Source organism: Mesorhizobium xinjiangense (genome assembly GCF_009749525.1).
In the GTDB taxonomy this organism is placed as follows: domain Bacteria; phylum Pseudomonadota; class Alphaproteobacteria; order Rhizobiales; family Rhizobiaceae; genus Mangrovimarina; species Mangrovimarina xinjiangensis.
Window position 1 is genome coordinate 12,821 of record NZ_WOAC01000036.1, and the last position, 18,952, is coordinate 31,772.

The 18,952-nt window shown below is 64.2% G+C and carries 15 protein-coding genes and 1 pseudogene; 10 read left to right on the top strand and 6 right to left on the bottom strand.

All coding sequences use genetic code 11. The features are described 5' to 3' along the window. Positions 1–119 precede the first annotated feature (119 nt). Positions 120–3,602: a carbamoyl-phosphate synthase large subunit gene (gene carB / locus GM909_RS24435; protein WP_157020124.1), complete on the top strand. Its 3,483-nt coding sequence runs from the start codon at positions 120–122 to the stop codon at positions 3,600–3,602. 288 nt (positions 3,603–3,890) lie between these two features. Here carB and GM909_RS24440 read toward each other — a convergent pair. Next, positions 3,891–4,244 (bottom strand): annotated as a pseudogene (locus GM909_RS24440) (transglycosylase SLT domain-containing protein); the annotation flags it as partial. 355 nt (positions 4,245–4,599) lie between these two features. Between GM909_RS24440 and GM909_RS24445 the strand changes: the two are divergent. After that, entirely contained in the window at positions 4,600–5,172 is a 573-nt protein-coding gene (locus GM909_RS24445; RefSeq protein WP_235912065.1) for a methylated-DNA--[protein]-cysteine S-methyltransferase, read from the top strand. A gap of 18 nt (positions 5,173–5,190) precedes the next feature. Here the strand turns inward: GM909_RS24445 and GM909_RS24450 are convergent, their stop codons facing one another. Then, positions 5,191–5,526 (bottom strand): hypothetical protein, encoded by a 336-nt coding sequence (locus tag GM909_RS24450; RefSeq protein ID WP_235912066.1) that lies wholly within the window; start codon positions 5,524–5,526, stop codon positions 5,191–5,193. 330 nt (positions 5,527–5,856) lie between these two features. On the opposite strand from GM909_RS24450, the gene GM909_RS24455 reads away from it, so the two are divergent. Together GM909_RS24455 and GM909_RS24460 are read left to right on the top strand one after the other, a co-directional pair. Further along, complete coding sequence (locus GM909_RS24455; protein ID WP_157020130.1) at positions 5,857–6,069, top strand: cold-shock protein; 213 nt, start codon at positions 5,857–5,859, stop codon at positions 6,067–6,069. 150 nt (positions 6,070–6,219) lie between these two features. Next, entirely contained in the window at positions 6,220–7,170 is a 951-nt protein-coding gene (locus GM909_RS24460) for an NAD(P)-dependent oxidoreductase (protein ID WP_268890794.1), read from the top strand. A gap of 187 nt (positions 7,171–7,357) precedes the next feature. Here the strand turns inward: GM909_RS24460 and GM909_RS24465 are convergent, their stop codons facing one another. After that, positions 7,358–7,975, bottom strand: a complete 618-nt coding sequence (locus tag GM909_RS24465) for a glutathione S-transferase family protein (RefSeq protein ID WP_157020134.1) — start codon at positions 7,973–7,975, stop codon at positions 7,358–7,360. 389 nt (positions 7,976–8,364) lie between these two features. Here GM909_RS24465 and GM909_RS24470 point away from each other — a divergent pair, with 389 nt between their 5' ends. Continuing rightward, entirely contained in the window at positions 8,365–8,784 is a 420-nt protein-coding gene (locus GM909_RS24470) for a carboxymuconolactone decarboxylase family protein (protein WP_157020136.1), read from the top strand. A 29-nt stretch (positions 8,785–8,813) separates the two neighbouring features. Here GM909_RS24470 and GM909_RS24475 read toward each other — a convergent pair whose 3' ends face one another. Next, positions 8,814–9,668: an EAL domain-containing protein gene (locus tag GM909_RS24475; RefSeq protein ID WP_157020138.1), complete on the bottom strand. Its 855-nt coding sequence runs from the start codon at positions 9,666–9,668 to the stop codon at positions 8,814–8,816. 240 nt (positions 9,669–9,908) lie between these two features. On the opposite strand from GM909_RS24475, the gene GM909_RS24480 reads away from it, so the two are divergent. The 4 genes from GM909_RS24480 to GM909_RS24495 all read left to right on the top strand — a co-directional run bounded on the left by GM909_RS24480 (position 9,909) and on the right by GM909_RS24495 (position 15,395). Then, positions 9,909–11,111, top strand: a complete 1,203-nt coding sequence (locus GM909_RS24480) for a pyridoxal phosphate-dependent aminotransferase (RefSeq protein ID WP_157020140.1) — start codon at positions 9,909–9,911, stop codon at positions 11,109–11,111. A gap of 119 nt (positions 11,112–11,230) precedes the next feature. Continuing rightward, on the top strand, positions 11,231–12,541 hold the full coding sequence (locus GM909_RS24485) for an alpha/beta hydrolase family protein (protein ID WP_157020142.1): 1,311 nt from the start codon (positions 11,231–11,233) through the stop codon (positions 12,539–12,541). A 139-nt stretch (positions 12,542–12,680) separates the two neighbouring features. Continuing rightward, positions 12,681–14,726 carry an elongation factor G gene (locus GM909_RS24490; protein WP_157020144.1) on the top strand — a complete coding sequence of 682 codons (2,046 nt, stop codon included), beginning with the start codon at positions 12,681–12,683 and terminating at the stop codon, positions 14,724–14,726. Positions 14,727–14,864: 138 nt separating this feature from the next. Further along, positions 14,865–15,395, top strand: a complete 531-nt coding sequence (locus tag GM909_RS24495) for a superoxide dismutase family protein (protein ID WP_157020146.1) — start codon at positions 14,865–14,867, stop codon at positions 15,393–15,395. 311 nt (positions 15,396–15,706) lie between these two features. Here GM909_RS24495 and GM909_RS24500 read toward each other — a convergent pair whose 3' ends face one another. Both GM909_RS24500 and trxB read right to left on the bottom strand, forming a co-directional pair. Next, positions 15,707–16,603: a LysR family transcriptional regulator gene (locus GM909_RS24500; RefSeq protein ID WP_157020155.1), complete on the bottom strand. Its 897-nt coding sequence runs from the start codon at positions 16,601–16,603 to the stop codon at positions 15,707–15,709. Between the two features lie 73 nt (positions 16,604–16,676). Next, positions 16,677–17,651 (bottom strand): thioredoxin-disulfide reductase, encoded by a 975-nt coding sequence (trxB, locus tag GM909_RS24505; protein WP_157020157.1) that lies wholly within the window; start codon positions 17,649–17,651, stop codon positions 16,677–16,679. Positions 17,652–18,036: 385 nt separating this feature from the next. On the opposite strand from trxB, the gene GM909_RS24510 reads away from it, so the two are divergent. Beyond that, a complete protein-coding gene (locus tag GM909_RS24510) occupies positions 18,037–18,849 on the top strand; it encodes an IS5 family transposase (RefSeq protein WP_157020159.1) in 813 nt (270 codons plus the stop codon). Positions 18,850–18,952: the final 103 nt, after the last annotated feature.

An 18,952-nucleotide genomic window follows, 5' to 3' on the forward strand; every position in this document is an offset into this window, starting at 1 on the left:
TGACGCGTGTCCTCCCCTATAAGGCGCGCCTAGCCTGACAACACAATCCTGTTGCACAAGCCGGTGAGGTCCGCCTCCCCGGCCCTTCGTGCAAGACGCAAACCGACGGATCCCAGCCCATGCCGAAACGCACCGATATCAAGTCGATCCTGATCATCGGCGCGGGGCCGATCGTCATCGGCCAGGCCTGCGAGTTCGACTATTCCGGCACGCAGGCATGCAAGGCGCTGAAGGCGGAAGGCTACCGCATCATCCTGGTCAACTCCAATCCGGCGACGATCATGACCGATCCGGAGCTGGCAGATGCGACCTATATCGAGCCGATCACGCCGGAAGTCGTGGCCAAGATCATCGCCCGCGAGCGCCCCGACGCGGTCCTGCCGACGATGGGCGGCCAGACGGCGCTCAACACGGCGCTTTCGCTCAGGCGCATGGGCGTGCTCGAGCGCTACAATGTCGAGATGATCGGCGCCGATGCCGATGCCATCGACAAGGCCGAGGACCGGGCGCTTTTTCGCGAGGCGATGGCGAAGATCGGTCTCGAGACGCCGCGCTCCATGCTCGCCAACGCCACCGAGGTGAAGAATGCCGACCGCAAGAAGCACGAGGCGCAGCGCCTCGAACTGAAGGCGGCCCATCAGGGCAACGACCTCGACGCCGCCCTCGACGCGCTGGAAACGGAATGGAACCTCGGCGAGGGCGACCGCAAGCAGCGCTATATGGCGCATGCCATGGCGATCGCCGCGCAGGCACTCGACCATGTCGGCCTGCCGGCAATCATCCGTCCCTCCTTCACGCTCGGCGGCACCGGCGGCGGCATCGCCTACAACCGCTCGGAATTCTTCGACATCGTCGAGCGCGGCCTCGACGCCTCGCCGACCACCGAGGTGCTGATCGAGGAATCGGTGCTCGGCTGGAAGGAATACGAGATGGAGGTCGTGCGCGACCGCGCCGACAACTGCATCATCATCTGCTCGATCGAGAACATCGACCCGATGGGCGTGCACACCGGCGATTCCATCACCGTCGCCCCCGCGCTGACCTTGACCGACAAGGAATATCAGATGATGCGCAACGCCTCGATTGCGGTGTTGCGTGAGATCGGCGTGGAAACGGGCGGCTCCAACGTCCAGTTCGCCGTTGATCCCGACAATGGCCGTCTCGTCGTCATCGAGATGAACCCGCGCGTCTCGCGCTCCTCCGCGCTCGCCTCAAAAGCCACCGGTTTCCCGATCGCCAAGGTCGCGGCAAAGCTCGCCGTCGGCTACACGCTCGACGAGCTCGAAAACGACATCACCGGCGGCGCCACGCCCGCCTCTTTCGAGCCGTCGATCGATTACGTGGTGACCAAGATCCCGCGCTTTGCATTCGAAAAGTTCCCCGGCTCCGAGCCGGTGCTGACGACGGCCATGAAGTCGGTCGGCGAGGTCATGGCGATCGGCCGCACCTTCGCCGAATCGCTGCAAAAGGCGCTGCGCGGCCTCGAAACCGGCCTGACCGGGCTCGATGAGATCGAGATCCCCGGCATTGGCGAAAGCGACGACAAGAACGCTATCCGCGCGGCGCTCGGCACGCCGACGCCCGACCGGCTGCGCATGGTGGCCCAGGCAATCCGCATGGGCACCTCGCTCGACGAAGTGCACGCCATGTGCAAGATCGATCCGTGGTTCCTTGAGCAGATCGCCGGCATCCTGGCGATGGAAGATCGCGTGCGCGAGCACGGCCTGCCCACAGATGCGGCCAATCTCAGAATGCTCAAGGCCATGGGCTTCTCCGATGCCCGCCTCGCCTCGCTTGTGAAGAAAGACGCCGAAGACATTAGGAAGATTCGTCATTCGCTCGACGTACATCCGATCTTCAAGCGCATCGACACCTGCGCCGCAGAGTTCGCCTCACCGACGGCCTACATGTATTCGACCTACGAGACGCCATTCGCCGGCCGCCTTTCCGACGAGGCGCAGATCTCGGATCGCCAGAAAGTCGTCATCCTCGGCGGCGGACCGAACCGCATCGGCCAGGGCATCGAGTTCGACTATTGCTGCTGCCATGCCGCCTTCGCGCTCGCCGATGCGGGCTACGAGTCGATCATGGTCAACTGCAACCCGGAGACGGTCTCGACCGACTACGACACCTCCGACCGGCTCTATTTCGAGCCGTTGACCGACGAGGACGTGCTTGAGATCCTGCGCGCCGAGAAGCAGGCGGGAACGCTCGCCGGCGTGATCGTCCAGTTCGGCGGCCAGACGCCGCTGAAACTCGCCCGCGCGCTCGAGGCGGCGGGCATTCCCATTCTCGGCACCGCGCCCGACATGATCGATCTGGCCGAGGATCGCGACCGCTTCCAGAAGCTCCTGACCAAGCTCGGCCTCATGCAGCCCAAGAACGGCATCGCATTCTCCGTCGAGCAGGCCCGGCTGGTCGCCGGCGAGCTCGGCTTTCCGCTCGTCGTGCGCCCATCCTATGTGCTGGGCGGTCGCGCCATGCAGATCATCCCCGACGAAAGCCGGCTGCAGTCCTACCTGCTCGACACCGTGCCGGGGCTCGTGCCGGAAGACATCAAGCACAAATATCCCAACGACAAGACCGGCCAGATCAACACGCTTCTGGGCAAGAATCCGCTTCTGTTCGACACCTATCTGAGCGACGCCATCGAAGTCGACGTCGACTGCCTGTGCGACGGCTCCGAAACCTTCGTCTCCGGCATCATGGAGCACATCGAGGAGGCGGGCATCCATTCGGGTGATTCGGCCTGCTCGCTGCCGGCCCATTCGCTCGCGCCTTCGCTGGTCGACGAACTGGAGCGGCAGACCGCCGCGCTTGCCAGGGCGCTCAATGTCGGCGGGCTGATGAACATCCAGTTCGCCGTCAAGGACGGCGACATCTTCGTCCTGGAGGTCAATCCGCGCGCCTCGCGCACCGTGCCCTTCGTCGCCAAGACGATCGGCCGCCCCATCGCCAAGATCGCCGCGCGCATCATGGCCGGCGAGACGCTTGGCGACGCCTTCGCCCATTACGGCGAGAAGCCCGACCCACGCGGGCTGGGCCATATCGCGGTCAAGGAGGCGGTCTTCCCCTTCGCCCGCTTCCCCGGCGTCGACACGCTTCTCGGGCCCGAAATGCGCTCCACCGGCGAGGTCATGGGGCTCGACCACGACTACGCGCTGGCCTTTGCCAAGGCGCAGCTCGGCGCCGGCGTCGACCTGCCGCGCTCGGGCACGCTCTTCGTCTCGGTGCGCGACGAGGACAAGGCCAAGGTGCTGCCGGCGGTCGAGCGGCTGGCCGGGCTCGGCTTCCGGATCCTGGCCACCGGCGGCACGGCCCGCTATTTGAAGGAAAACGGCGTCGAGGCCGAGAAGATCAACAAGGTGCTGGAGGGTCGCCCGCATATCGAGGATGCGATCCGCAACCGCCAGGTCCAGCTCGTCTTCAACACCACCGACAGCCAGAAGGCGGTGTCGGATTCGAAATCGCTGCGCCGCGCAACGCTGATGCAGAAGGTGCCTTATTACACCACCATGGCGGGCGCGGTTGCCGCCGCCGAGGCCATCGCCGCCTTGAAGGCCGGCAGCCTGGAGGTCAGGCCGCTGCAGGAGTATTTTTGACGCGGCAGGCTCTCCCACCCTTCGTCATCCCAGGGCGAGCCGAGCGCCGCGAGGCGCAGACCCTGGGATCCATGCCTGAGTGTCCCGGACAAACGAGGCGGCAGACGGCAGTTCTGCGCCGCTACGCAGGTCGCAGCCGCTCCGGCATGGATCCTCGGGTCTCACGCCCGAGGATGACGAGGTGGAAAGATTGGCGCCTCAACCAGCACCCTCACCGCGCTACCCACTCCCGACAGCCCTTGATCAACCCATCGGCGCGCGCATGGAAACGCAGGCGCCTGCCGCTACTCACTTCCGGTCCGTGCCCAGACCCGTCTCGTCGAGCAGGCCCTTGCGCTTGGCGTCGTAGTAATAGCCGCTGGCATAGTAGCGTACGGCACGGTCGTTATTGCCGCCGGCGGTCAGATAGGCGCCGCGCAGATAGCGCACCGCGTAGTTGAGATTGGTACCGGCGTCGAGCAGGCCGGAGGCCGACCCGCGGTAGCCCATCGTTCCGGCCGTATCGTGGCGGATCTGCATCAGCCCCCAATAGGGGCCGTTGCGCGCCGTCGGATTGAAATTGCTCTCCCGCTTGACCACGCGCCGCACCAGGGATTCGGGAACCTCGTAATGATTGGCATAGGCGGCGATCAGCTGGTCGAGCTCGGCGCTGCGCGGCGCGACCGGGCCGGAGGCGAAATTCTCCGCCAGCGGCGCGCCCGGCGTCGCCTCCGCATAGGCGTTCAGCGTATCGGTGTCGCCGCTGCTCGCGCAGGCGCCCAGAAACGCCGCCATCAGCGTGACGGCCAGGCCGCCGGATATCGATTTCATGCACCCTCTCCCGGGTTGCACCCGCCCTCTCCTTCAACGCCGCCGAATGGGGCGGCATTGAGGCGGCAGGCCAAAAGACCGGCCGGCAATCGCTGGCAGCCCCTGTCAGCATTGCCTTGTTCGTCATATGTTCAAGGAACGGAACGTGATAGCCTGACAGAGTGCAAATTCGATGCGAGAGGAGCCGATGACCGTTCTGGCCGGCCAATATGTCGTCGAGACGGCGATCGGGCCGATCGGCATTGCCTGGACAGGGCGCGGCCTGTGCCGCGTCTGCCTGCCCGAAGGTGACCGTGCGGCCACCGAACGGCGGCTCGCCCGCCTGGCGCCTGCCGACTGCATGACGGTGACGAACGTTGCCGCCCTGCCGCGGTGGGTCGCGCGGCTTGCGGACGACATCGGCCGCTATGCGCAAGGTTCGACGGTCGATTTTTCCTATGTCCCGCTCGACCTTGCCGGTATCCCGCCCTTTCGCCTGGCGATCTACCGCGCCGCCTTCCAGCTCGGCTTCGGCGAGACCGTGACCTATGGCGAGCTTGCCGCATGGGCCGGCCATGAAGGCGAGGCCCGGCAGACCGGCCAGGCGCTCGGCGCCAATCCCCTGCCGCTGGTGGTTCCCTGTCACCGTATTTTGGCCGCCGGGCGCAAGATCGGCGGCTTTTCCGCCCCCGGCGGCACGGCGACCAAGCAGGCAATGCTGGCGCTGGAGGGCATCGACCTCACGCCCCCACCACCAGCCCAGGCGTCCTTCGCCTTTTGAACGCCGTCACTCTGCCAGTCAGTCGCGGAAGAAGAAACCGTCGCGATCGCGATCGAAGCTCCTGCAGTTGCGCACGAAGCAGTCGCGCCGGTCGCTTGTCGGCACCCAGGCATTGTCCGCCACCTCGCCGACCGCACAGAAGCGCCCGTCGGCGACATAGCGGTCATACAGCGTCAGCGACGGATTGCGCGTCGAGCGATGGCGCAGGATCACCGCGCCCTCGCGCTGCACGGCAGCCTGGACCCGGGCGCAGCTCATCGACGTCGAGTTATAGCGCGAGATCGCCTCGGCCGGCACGCTGGCCAGCAGCAGCCCGGTTGCGGCCAGGGTCAGGAGAAGTTTCGCTTTCGGCATCTGTGCCTCCTTGGATCGTCCGCGCGCCCGGCGCAACGCGCCAGGCGGATTGCGCCCAATCTTTCGTCACAGGATATCCTGTGTCCAACGCTTGACCAGTCAAGAGTTTCACATTCGCGAAAGCGTGAATTCGGTTGATCGGCGCAGCACCATTGCCAAACGCGCCGCAACAGTTTATCGATTGCACATTGATATTTTCGGCCGATCGACCAAACTGGCTGCGACTTGTCGCGTCTGCCTGCGTCTTTCTCCAAAATCTCGATACAGGCGGCCCGAGGGCTGATCGCCCGAAGGTCAAACAGACGTTATAATCAAGACAGGACTTCAAATATGGCAACTGGAACCGTCAAGTGGTTCAACGCGACCAAGGGCTACGGCTTCATTCAGCCGGATGCCGGCGGCTCCGACGTGTTCGTTCACATCTCCGCCGTGGAGCGCGCCGGCATGGGCACGCTCAACGACGGTCAGAAGGTCAGCTACGAGATCGAGCAGGACCGCCGCACCGGCAAGTCCTCGGCTGGTCAGCTCAGCAGCATGGATTGATCCGTGACCGGCCTTGCAGGGCCGCACCGGTAGATCGAAATGTTAGGAAAGGCGGGAGAAATCCCGCCTTTCCTGTTTTGAGCGGCGGCGTCAGCACACAAGCGGCCGCTATCCTCTCCCCGATGCGTGACCCGCAAAGCGAAAAGCCTTATCGTCCCCCGGAACGAGAACCGGAGGAGGACACGGATGAGCAAGGAACGCATCGGCTTTGCCGGCGTCGGCCTGATGGGCCGCGGCATGGCAAAGAACATCGTCGACAAGGGATTCGAGCTTACCGTTCTCGGCCATCGCCGCCGCGATGCGATCGAGGAGCTCAAGCGACACGGCGCGAGAGAGGCCGAAACGGCGCGTGAACTGGCCGAAGCGAGCGATATCGTCATCCTCTGCGTCACCGGCAGCCCGCAGGTCGAGGCGATCGTCACCGGGCAGGACGGCCTGGCCTCGGCGGGCAAGCCGCTTTTGATCTGCGACTGTTCCACCTCGGACCCCTCCTCGACCATCAGGCTGGCGACGGAACTCTCCTCGAAAGGCATCGCGCTCATCGACGCGCCGCTGTCGCGCACGCCGAAAGACGCCGAGGCCGGCACGCTCGACGTCATGGCCGGCGGCGACGAAGCCGCCTTCGAGCGCGCCCGGCCGGTTCTCGAGACCTTCGCCCAGAAGATCGTCCATACGGGGCCGGTCGGCTCCGGCCACACGATGAAGCTCCTGAACAATTTCGTTTCGCTCGGCTATGCCGCGCTTTATTCCGAGGCGCTGGCGCTCGGCGCCAAGGCCGGCGTCACGCCGGCGATCTTCGACAGCGTCATTCGCGGCGGGCGCATGGACTGCCCGTTCTACCAGACATTCTTCCAGTGGGTGCTCGATCGCGACCCGGAAGCGCACAAATTTGCGCTGGCCAACGGGTTGAAGGATCTGAGCTACCTGTCGGCCTTCGCCAATGCGGCCGGTGCGGCCAATCCTCTCGGTGCGGCGGTGCGCAACGCGTTCGCGCTCGCCGTCACCACCGGCCATGGCGAAGACTACGTGCCGATGCTGTCCGATGTGACCGCGGAGCTCAACGGCGTGTCGCTGCGGCCGGACGCTTCGAACCCGGATTAATGCGCGTTCGCTCCTCACCCCAAGGCAGGCGCATTTGCCCCCTCCACCATGCCCCCCCTCCCCCATAAATGGAGGAGGATCCGCCGCCGCCGGCTCCTCCCCTGCGAAGCGGGGATGGGGGACCGCCGAAGGCGGTGGAGGGGGAAACCAATCCGCCATTATCAACCCGACTACGCGGCCCTGATGCTCAGTCTCCAGGCAGCCAGTCGATCGGCACATGGCCGGGATCGGCTTGAACGCGCTCCAGCCAGGCCGAAACGGCGGGAAAGGCGGAGAGGTCGAACCCGCCCTTTTCCGCCTCGTGCGTATAGGCATAGAGCGCCAGGTCGGCGGCACTGATCGCCTGTCCGGCAAGGAACGGTGTCTGCGCCAGTTGCCGTTCCATCACCGAAAGCGCCGTGTTGCCGCCGTCCAGGGTGGCCGCCAACCGTTCGGGTGTCGCCTGGTGGGCGCGTTCAGGATAGACGAACAATGCCCGCCTGACGGCGATGTTGGGCTCGTGGCTGTATTGCTCGAAGAACAGCCACTGATAGACGAGCGCCCGTTCGAAGGCATCTTCCGGCAGGAATCGCGTTCCCTCGCCCAGATAGAGCAGCATGGCATCGGACTCGGCGAGAAAGCGGCCGTCCTCCGTCTCCAGGAGCGGCACCTTGCCGTTCGGGTTCTTGGCGAGATAGTCCGCCGTGTGCGTCGATCCGTCGATCGAGTTCACCTCGACATGGCGGAACGGCTTGCCGAGTTTCGCCAGCAGCAGGCGCGGCTTGTAGCAATTGCCGCTGTCGCCCATCCCGTAGATCGTGATCATGTGCAACCTCCAGAGGTTCGGGATAGATCTAGATGCGTGCCGCCCATTCGATCCAGTCATTTGTTTTGCAGGAATCATGAATTCGGCTGATCCATGGCGCCGCTGCATTCCTCGGCCACCATCACGGGACTGTTCGCCCTTGACTCTTGGGTTGCAGCGGATACAATTTTTGCGTGTTTATAGACTGACTTCTATACTTATACGACAGTCCGACCCGGTGAGGGGTCGGACCGGTGCACAACTTGCTGAATAAGCGACTCAAGCTTTTTTGAATATGCGCGGAGGGGATCGTTCGGAGCAGCACCGCTGCCACGCAGCGCTCCCTTGCGCGCATCGCGTCCGCAACATGTGGCCGCCGAGCGGTCGGCACATCAAGAGAGGATCTGACAATGGCACAGCACGCTGCAAATACCGGTGACAGCCGACGCGAACGTGGCCGGCGGGCCTTTGCCGAAATTGGTCGGGAAGCCGGCGACGACTTCCTCGCCGAGCTGGTCGACATCGCTCCCGATCTTCCGAACTATATTCTCGAATTCCCCTATGGCGACATCTACAGCCGCCCCGGCCTCGACCGGCGATCGCGGGAGATCGCGATCATTGCCGCGCTTTCGGCCATGGGCAACGCCAAGCCCGAACTGGTGGTTCATCTCGAAGCCGGCCTGAATGTCGGCCTAAGCCAGGATGAAATCGTCGAGATCCTGATCCAGATGGCCGTCTATGCGGGCTTTCCCGCCGCCGTCAACGGATTGCACACGGCCAAGGAGGTGTTTGCGCGCCGGTCTGGCGACGTTCGCAAGCAGGCGAAATAGCCTGCTCCGCAAGCCGCCGTCCCGCGCGATCACCTTTCCTGCGCGGGCCGGCTTGTGTCTTCCAGCAGCAAGGCGACCGACAGCGGCCGTTCGTCGAGGATCGCGCCGGCCGGGCGTGGCACATGCAGATGGGACCCCTGACAATATGCGGCGCCCGCTTCGAGCGCCGCGTCGAGCTCGGCCGGTCCCTCGATCCCCTGCACGAGAAGCCGCGTGCCGAAGCCGCCCAACGCGCGGATCGCCACCGCAAGGAGCCGCGCCGCCGCGCCGCCATTGCGAACGGCGCGCAGCCACGCACCGTCGATGCGCACGAAATCGGGGCCGGTCTCCGCGAGCGCTTCGAAGGAGGGGCCGTCGGCGGTACGAAAACCCATCGAAACGGCGATCCCGTGTCGGTGCAAGGCGCCGGCAAAGGTCCTGCCCGCGCCCGCGTCGGCTTCGCCTGCATCGATGCCGCATATCAGCATCTCGGGCGCCAAGCCGGCCTCATCGCAAATCTCGGCAACCAGGCCCGCCGCCCGTTCGGCGTCGTTGTGGCCGCCGAATTGCGGGCCGACGGCAATATGGAGCGGGTACATTTCGAGCTCGTCAAAGCCGGCATGCCAATAATTGTGCAGATGCAATGTCGTGCAGAGCATCTCCAGATAAGCACGCAGCCCCTCTCCGGCCTCCGCAAACAGGCGCGCCGGAGCGGCCGGCCGGTGTCCGGCAAAGGGCGCGAGTTGCGCCTCGACACTGCAGGCAACGAGCAGCGCGCCTTCGCGCCGATAGATCGGCTGGAAGGCGCTTTTCAGTCTGTAGTTTCCGAAGATGCCGGTTTCCAGGCCGATCTCGTCGGCGATCAGCGCCTGCCGAAGGGCGAAACCGTCAATCCCGTCGATCATGCCGGGGCGCTCCCTGTCCGCAAGATGCCGACACGTGTCGGCTGCCCCGGTTCATGTATAGCACAATGCGACGCCCCCGCTGCGGCTCTGCCGGCCATTGAGTGTATATAAGCAGGTTCGAATTGCCCGATCGTAAACGCGCGCCCACTACTGGCAAGCCTTGCGATTTGGCGCGCATTGCGACATTAGAGGGCCGCTGCGATTGCGTAGCGTAAACCCACCCGAACGGAGACCCCAGTCATGGCTTTTATTGCCGACGCCCTTTCCCGCGTGAAGCCTTCCGCAACCATCGCGGTCAGCCAGAAAGCACGCGAGCTGAAAGCGAAAGGCCGTGACGTTATCGGGCTGGGCGCCGGCGAGCCGGATTTCGACACGCCGGACAATGTCAAGAACGCGGCGATCGATGCGATCCGCCGCGGCGAGACGAAATACACGCCGGTTTCCGGCATCGCGCCGCTGCGCGAGGCGATCGCCGCCAAGTTCAAGCGCGAGAACAATCTCGACTACAGGCCCGAGCAGACGATCGTCGGCACCGGCGGCAAGCAGATCCTGTTCAACGCCTTCATGGCGACGCTGAATGCCGGCGACGAGGTGGTCATCCCGGCACCCTACTGGGTCAGCTATCCCGAAATGGTGCTCTTGTGCAACGGCACGCCGGTCTTTGCCGAAACCACCATCGACAACGGCTTCAAGCTGACGCCCGAGGCGCTCGAAAAGGCGATCACGCCGAGGACCAAGTGGCTGGTCATGAACTCGCCCTCCAACCCGTCGGGCGCCGCCTATACCGAGGCCGAGCTCAAGGCGCTGGCTGACGTGCTTCTGCGCCATCCGCATGTGTGGACGCTCACCGACGACATGTACGAGCATCTCACCTATGGCGACTTCGCCTTCCGCACCATCGCCGAAGTCGAGCCGGCGCTTTACGAGCGCACGCTGACGATGAACGGCGTCTCCAAGGCCTACGCCATGACCGGCTGGCGCATCGGCTACGCAGCCGGACCGCTCGAACTCATCAAGGCGATGGACATGATCCAGGGCCAGCAGACCTCGGGCGCCTGCTCGATCGCCCAATGGGCCGCGCTCGAGGCGCTCACCGGGCCGCAGGATTTCGTCCAACGCAACAAGGCGATCTTCCAGGGCCGGCGCGATCTCGTCGTCTCCATGCTCAACCAGGCCAGGGGCATCGCCTGCCCGACGCCCGAGGGCGCGTTCTACGTCTACCCCTCCTGCGAGGGCACGCTGGGAAAGACGGCCCCATCGGGCAAGGTCATCGAGACGGACGAGGATTTCGTCGGCGAGCTTCTGGAAGCTGAAGGCGTCGCGGTCGTGCATGGCTCGGCCTTTGGGCTCGGCCCGAACTTCCGCATCTCCTATGCGACCTCGGAAGAGCAGCTCGAACAGGCCTGCGAGCGCATCCAGCGCTTCACCGCGTCGCTGGACTGACGGCGTCCGGTGCTCTGAGGGCGCAATGGCCTTGCATAGGGGTTGTCATCGACGTGTCGGCGGGAGAGGCTATCTGCATTCTGTGATAATTCGATTGAACACGGAGCAGGAGCCTCACCATGCGCAACATAGCCCTTGCCGCACTCGGTCTTGCCTTGCTTGGCACGCCGGCCATGGCCGATGAGAACCGGATCGACCTGATCCGTCCCGACGCGCCTGAGCTCGCCGCCTTCGGTCCCCACGCCATCGGCGTGCAGACCCTGACATTCGCCAACCCGGATCAGATCGACATTCTCAATGTCGAGGCCGGCGGGGAACTGCCGCGCTACGGCCGGGAACTGACGGTCGAAGTCTGGTATCCGGCCGAGGGCGATGCCGTTGGCGGCACCTATGACGGCGTCTATCTGCGCGACGGCGAAACGCAGGTCACGCTGCATGGCAGGGCCGTGCGCGATGCCGCTCCGGATTATGCCGAAAGCGCCTATCCGCTCGTCATCATCTCCCACGGCTATCCGGGAAATCGATTCCTGCTCAGCCATTTGGCGGAAAATCTTGCCACCAAGGGTTATGTCGTCGCCTCGATCGACCACACCGACTCGACCTACCGCGACCAGGCGAAGTTCGGTTCCACGTTGGTCAACCGGCCGCTCGATCAGACCTTCGTCCTGCGCGAGATCGCCCGTCTGTCCGGCGACGATTCCAGCTTCCTGAACGGCCTTGTCGATGTCTCGAACACGGGCCTGATCGGCTATTCGATGGGCGGTTACGGCGCCGTCATCACGGCCGGCGGCGGTGTCACCGAGGCCAGCACCGAGTTCGACTGGGGCGCGCCGGAAGGAACGCTGGCCATCCACGTCGCTGGCACCGACACTCACGAGGCGCTGCCCGATCCGCGCATCAAGGCGGTGATCGCCATTGCGCCCTGGGGCATGGAACGCGGCTTCTGGGATGCCGACGGGCTCGCCGGTATCGAAACCCCGATCTTCTTCATCGCCGGCAGCGCCGACGATGTGTCGAGCTACGAAAACGGCGTCAAGGCGATCTACGAGCAGGCCGTCAATGCCGAGCACTATCTTCTGACCTTCGACAACGCCAATCACAATGCCGCCGCCCCCATTCCCGCGCCGACCGAGGCCTGGACCCATTCCGACAAGCTCGGCTGGGCGCCCTTCGACCATTATGCCGACGCGGTCTGGGACACGGTGCGCATGAACAACATCCTGCAGCATTTCGCCACCGCCTTCCTCGGCAGCCAGGTGAAAGGCGACACGGCCATGGATCCCTATCTCGACCTCGTCGAAAAGGCGGAAGATGGCGTATGGGCGCGCGACGAGGACGGCAATCCCAAGCCCGAGCACACCTACTGGAAGGGGTTTGGCGAGCGCACGGCAAAAGGCCTGTCGCTGATGCATGAAACGCCCGCAGAGTGAATACACGCCACTCTTGCCCTGAACGCCATCCCGTGTGACGATCATTCTTTGCCGGCAGGGAGAAAACTCCCGCCCGGCGCCGACGGCCGGAAAGGGGCCCGGCCGCCGCTCATGCAATCCATGAGGGAGGTCGAGCACCATGGGCAATCGTGCAGGAGAAAGGCGCACGGGACCGAAATGCATTGCCATTATCGGTCCCTTCGCCAGTGGCAAGACAACACTTCTTGAGTCCATCCTGGCGCGGACAGGCGCCATTCCCCGTCAAAACAGCGTTTCCTCAGGCAGCACCGTCGGCGACTTCACGCCCGAGGCCCGTACCCATCAGATGAGTGTCGAGGCCTGTTTCGCCACCACCGAATTCATGGGCGAGAGCATCACCTTCGTCGACCTGCCGGGTTCGGTCGAATTCTCCTACGAGGCGGAACCAGTGCTGGCGGCCTGCGACCTGGCGATCGTCGTCACCGAGGCGGACGAGAAAAAGATCCCGGCGCTGCAGCTCATCATGCGCACGCTCGACGATTACGGCGTGCCGCGCATGCTGTTTCTCAACAAGATGGACAAGTCGGCCGCCGGCGTGCGCGACACGCTGAAGCTGTTGCAGCCGGTCAGCGCCGCGCCGCTGATGCTGCGCCAGATCCCGTTGCGCAAGAACGGCATCGTCATCGGCTCGATCGATCTGGCGCTGGAGCGCGCCTATGTCTATCGCGAGCATGCCGAAAGCGAGGTCGCGGCGATCCCCGACGACGAGAAGGCGCGCGAGGTCGAGGCGCGCTTTTCGATGCTGGAGCACCTGGCCGACAACGACGATGCGCTGATGGAGCAGTTGCTGGAGGAGATCGAGCCGCCGCGCGACGCCATTTTCGACGACCTGGCGGCCGACCTGCGCGAGGGCGTCGTCGTTCCGGTGCTCATCGGCTCGGCGGAAAAGGGCAACGGCATCCTTCGCCTCTTGAAGGCGATCCGCCACGACGCGCCGGATGTCGCCGAAACCCGCAAGCGACTCGGCCTCGCCGACAAGGCCGGCACCGTCATGCAGGTCATGAAGACCGTGCACACGCCGCATGGCGGCAAGCTGTCGGTTGCCCGCGTCCTGTCGGGAACGATCGCCGACAACAGCGAAATCGTCTCCGCCCAGGGCAAGTTCGGCAAGGTGTCGGGCCTTTATAGCCTTTTGGGCCGCGAACAGACCAAGCTTTCCTCGGCCGCCGAAGGCATGACGGTGGCGCTCGGCAAGCTCGACGATATCCGCACCGGCGACACGATCGGGCTCGGCAAGGCGCCGCCGGCGCTGTTCGAAATAAAGCCCCCGCCGCCGGTCAACACCAGCGCGCTGAAGCCGCGCGAACGCAAGGACGAGGTCAAGCTGTCCTCGTCGCTGCAAAAGCTCGGCGAGGAGGACCCCTCGCTGGCGATGGATCACCAGGACACCGGCGAGACCGTGCTGTCAGGCCATGGCGAGATGCATCTGCGCGTGGCGGTGGAGCGGCTGGAAGGCAAGTACCAGATCCCGCTGGAAGCGGCGCAGGCGGCCGTTCCCTATCGCGAAACGATCCGCAAGGGCGCTACCCAGCGCGGCCGCCACAAGAAGCAGACCGGCGGTCACGGCCAGTTCGGCGACGTGATGCTGGAGATCAGGCCGTTGCCGCGCGGCGCCGGTTTCGAATTCACCGACACGATCTCCGGCGGCGTGGTGCCCAAGCAGTACATTCCCTCGGTGGAATCCGGCGTGCGCGACTTTCTGAAGTCGGGAGCGCTCGGCTTTCCGGTGGTCGACATCGCGGTCAACCTCGCCGACGGCTCGTACCATTCCGTCGATTCCTCCGACATGGCTTTCCAGATGGCAGCGAAGCTTGCCATGCGCGAGGCGATGGCCGCCTGCTCACCGGTGGTCCTGGAGCCGATGATGAAGATCGAAGTCTTCACCCCCTCCGACGCCACGGCCAAGGTGACGGCCATCCTTCCGCAGCGCCGGGGCCAGATCCTGGGCTTCGATGCGCGGCCCGGCTGGCCGGGCTGGGACGTGGTGGAGGCGATCATGCCGCGGGCCGAGATCGGCGATCTCATCGTGGAGCTGCGTTCCGCGACCGCCGGTGTCGGCACCTATCGAGCCCAGTTCGATCACATGGCCGAACTGACCGGCCGTCTGGCCGACGACGTCGTGAATGCGCACGGCAAGGCGGCTTGAGCCGCAGATCGATGCTCCGGCGCGACCGCCTCGCGCTGGAGCACAGGGCGATCGCCACGCACCCAACCGCAATTCCAGCCTTCGCCCGTTCCCCGATACACCCGCCTGAAAAACCGCACGCAAAGAAGGAGCCTCCCCATGCGTCCGACCCTTCCATCCCTCGCCATTGCCGCTGTACTCTGCCTGCCGGGCATTTCAGCCGCGCAGGAATCCGCCACCGGCGATATCGTCAACGCACAGGGCGAAAAGATCGGCGCCGTCACCCTCACCGACGGTCCGAATGGCGTCATGCTGGCGATCGGTGTCGCCGACCTGCCCTCTGGCCCGCATGGTCTGCATATTCACGCCGTCGGCACATGCGACGACGCCGCCGAAGGCTTCAAGGCATCGGGCAGCCATGTCAATCCGTCCGAAGCCGCGCACGGCCTGATGAATGCCGACGGCCCCGATGCCGGCGACCTGCCCAACCTGATCGTGCATGAGGACGGCACGGCGGCCGTGGAGATGTTCTCGCCTCTCGTTGCGCTGACCGAAGCGGATGGGCGGGCCAATCTCCTCGACGAGGACGGCTCGGCGCTGGTCATCCATGAAGGCCGCGACGACCAGATGAGCCAGCCCATCGGCGGCGCCGGCGCGCGCATCGCCTGCGCGGCGATCGGCGGCATGTGAGCCGGGTCAAAATCCGGGCAGTGCCGACAAGGCAAAAAAATGGCCGGTTCCAAAAGGACCGGCCAAGTTATTGGAAGTGCCGTAAAAACGGCGAAACCTCCAGAGGGGAACACTCTCGAGCGCCAATGGGAGGAGGAACGCGCTCAAGAGATGACCGATATATGAGCTTCCCTTGCCTTATTATCAAGCAAATGATTTGCATTTCACCCATGCAAAACTGCATGGGTCGATCTCAGCTCAGCGATTCTGCGCAATATGCATCTTATCCGTTCGCCGGCAGGCCTCGAAAAAATGACGAAAAATCAGGCAGATCAGAAGGCCCAGCTGCGCGCTTTGGAAAAGATGAAGTCGCGGAACGCCTTCAGCTTCGCCTGGTTCTTCATCGCTTCGGGATAAGCGAAATAAGTGTCGAAGGACGGCACTTCCATCTCCGGAAGCAGCTGCACCAGCCCCGAATCATCGTCCACCATGTAGTCCGGCAGCATGGCGATGCCGATGCCGCGCATGACGGCGCGGCGGATCGACATGAGATCGTTGATCTGCAGGATCGTGGGGCGTTTCTCGTCTTCGGGCATGCCAAATGTCTGCAGGCTGTTGAGGTCGCGCAGATATTGCGGCACCGGCTCGCCGAAGGTGACGATGCGGTGCTTTCCCAGCTCATCGAGCGAATTCGGCTTGCCGTGCTTGTTCAGATAGGCCGGGGCGGCAAAGACGTGCAGATGCACGGTGAACAGGCGCCGCTGGATGAGGTCGGGCTGCATCGGCTGGCGCAGTCTGATCGCGCAATCGGCCTGGCGCATGGTCAGGTCCAGTTCCTCGTTGGCCAGGATGAGCTGCAGCTCGATGTCGGGATACATTTCGAGGAATTCCTGGACGCGCTGCGTCAGCCAGCCGGCGCCGAGCCCGACCGTGGTCGTCACCCGCAATACGCCGGACGGCTTCTCGGTCGTCTCGAGCAGCCGCGAGCGTACCGCCTCCAGCTTCATCAGCACCTCATGCGCGGTGCGAAACAGCAGTTCGCCCTGTTCCGTCAGGACGAGCCCGCGCGCATGGCGGTGGAAAAGCGGCACGCCGACATCGTGCTCCAGCGCGCCGACCTGGCGCGAAATGGCCGATTGCGACAGGTGCAGCCGCTCCGCCGCATGCGTGAACGATCCGGCTTCTGCGGCCGCGTGGAATACCCGCAGCTTGTCCCAGTCCAGCGACATGCCGTCCCCTCTTTCGGACCTTTACGGTCCCTTCTTTTATACCTCAATCGCCCGACCGTCGCCGGCCGCGATGCTATTCGGCCGCTTGCCTGTGCGTTTCCAGCTCAGCCAGGTATTTTTCCGCCTCCAGCGCCGCCATGCAGCCAAGGCCGGCCGCCGTCACCGCCTGGCGATAGATGTCGTCGGTCACGTCGCCGGCGGCAAACACGCCCGGAACGTTCGTACGCGTGGAATTCGGCTCGGTCCACAGATAGCCGTTCGGTTTCTGCTTCAGCTTGCCTTCGAACAGCTCGACCGCCGGCGCATGGCCGATGGCGACGAAGACGCCGTCGATATCCATGTCGCTGATCTCGCCGGTGTTCTTGTTGCGCAGGCGAATGCCGGTCACCGACGCAGGCAGCGGCGGCTTGGCCTCGGCGCCGGTGATCTCGTGCACCTCGGTGTCCCACAGCACCTTGACGTTGTCCTTGGCAAACAGGCGCTCCTGAAGGATCCGCTCGGCGCGCAACTCGTCGCGGCGATGGATCAGCGTGACAGACTTGGCAAGGTTCGACAGGTAAAGCGCCTCCTCGACGGCCGTGTTGCCGCCGCCGACGACCACGACCTCCTTGCCGCGGTAGAAAAAGCCGTCGCAAGTGGCGCAGGCCGACACGCCGAAGCCCATGAAGGTCTCCTCGCTCGGCAGGCCGAGCCATTTGGCCTTGGCGCCGGTGGCGATGACCAGCGCGTCGCAGCTGTATTCTGCGCCGGAATCGCCCTTCAGCCGGAACGGCCGCACGTCGAGGTCGACCTCGGTGATGAGATCGTTGACGATCTCGCTGCCGACATTCTCGGCCTGCTTGAGCATCTGCTCCATCAGCCACGGGCCCTGGATCGGCTCGGCAAAGCCAGGATAGTTCTCCACATCCGTGGTGATCGTCAGCTGGCCGCCCTGCTCCATGCCGGCGATCAGCATCGGCTTGAGCATGGCGCGCGCGGCATAAATCGCCGCGGTATAGCCCGCCGGCCCGGAGCCGACGATGATGACGGGGGCGTGCTTGACGCTCATGAATCCTGCCTTTTGACCTGCGGCGCCACGCTGATTTGCCGCCCGCGCCTGCCTGATATGATTGGTGGGCGTAATTTAGGTGGTCCATGGGCCGTCTTGCAAGGCGGCGAAATGCCCTTCCCCCGAAAGCTTTTGTGAAGCGCTGCTACGATTGCCGCCGCGGACAAAAAGCGAATCCAAGCATGTCCCGCTCAAACGGCATCGTTTGAGCGAAAGGTACATGCTCCAGCAAACTTATCTGGCGCGCATATCGTCGCTTCAAACGTTAGAGGTGGACCCGTCTGATGAGACAGTTTGGCGGCTTGGCTAAGAGGCTGTTTCGAAAGGGGTTGAGGGGCCGAGGTTCACGTGATTCCAAGGAATTGCGACCTTCCTGGAGATTCTCATGTGGACCCCGACCACCCGTATTCAACATAGCCGTCCGACAGTTCGATACCAGACCGATCTGACGGATGCGGAGTGGAGCCTGATAGAACATCATCTTCCCGCCGCCCGGAAATCGGGCCGTCCACGTGCCTGGTCGATGCGCGAGATCGTCAACGCAATCTTCTACGTGTTGCGCGGCGGCATCGCCTGGCGGCTTTTGCCATTGGATTTTCCACCTTGGCCGACCGTCTATCGCTGGTTCGCGGCCTTTCGTGACACCTCGGTGTTCGAGAAGCTCAACCACGCCTTGGTCATGGCTGACCGCGAACGTGTCGGCCGTGACGCCAGCCCATCGGCGGCCATCATCGACAGCCAAAGCGTCAAAACAACCGAATCCGGCGGGCCTCGCGGCTATGATGCCGGAAAGAAAATCAACGGCCGCAAGCGCCACGCGCTGGTCGACACCGATGGGCGGGCGCTGCTTGTCGAACCGCACCCCGCCAACATTCAAGACCGCGACGGCGGTGGCCCGTTGCTTCAGGTCTCACGCCCTTTGTTCCCCTTCATCAAGCACGTCTGGGCCGATGGCGGATACAACCACGAGCGGGTCACGGCGGCTACGAACATCCTCGTCGAAATCGTCAGGAAAAAGCCGGATCAGGTCGGCTTCGTCGTTCTGCCAAGGCGGTGGGTGGTGGAGCGGTTCTTCGCCTGGATCAATCGTAACAGACGGCTGGCAAAGGACTTCGAGGCCACCGTCAATTCCGCCGCAGCCTTCCTCTACGCCGCATCTGCCATGCTGATCATTCGCCGATTGGCTCGATCATCATGAGTTTCGAAACCGACTCTAAGGTGGATCGGGTTCGTTTTACGCCGCCAGTCGCTCCGTCGTTTCTGCCGTAGCATAGACCTCGTCGGGTGTCCTGCCGGCGAAG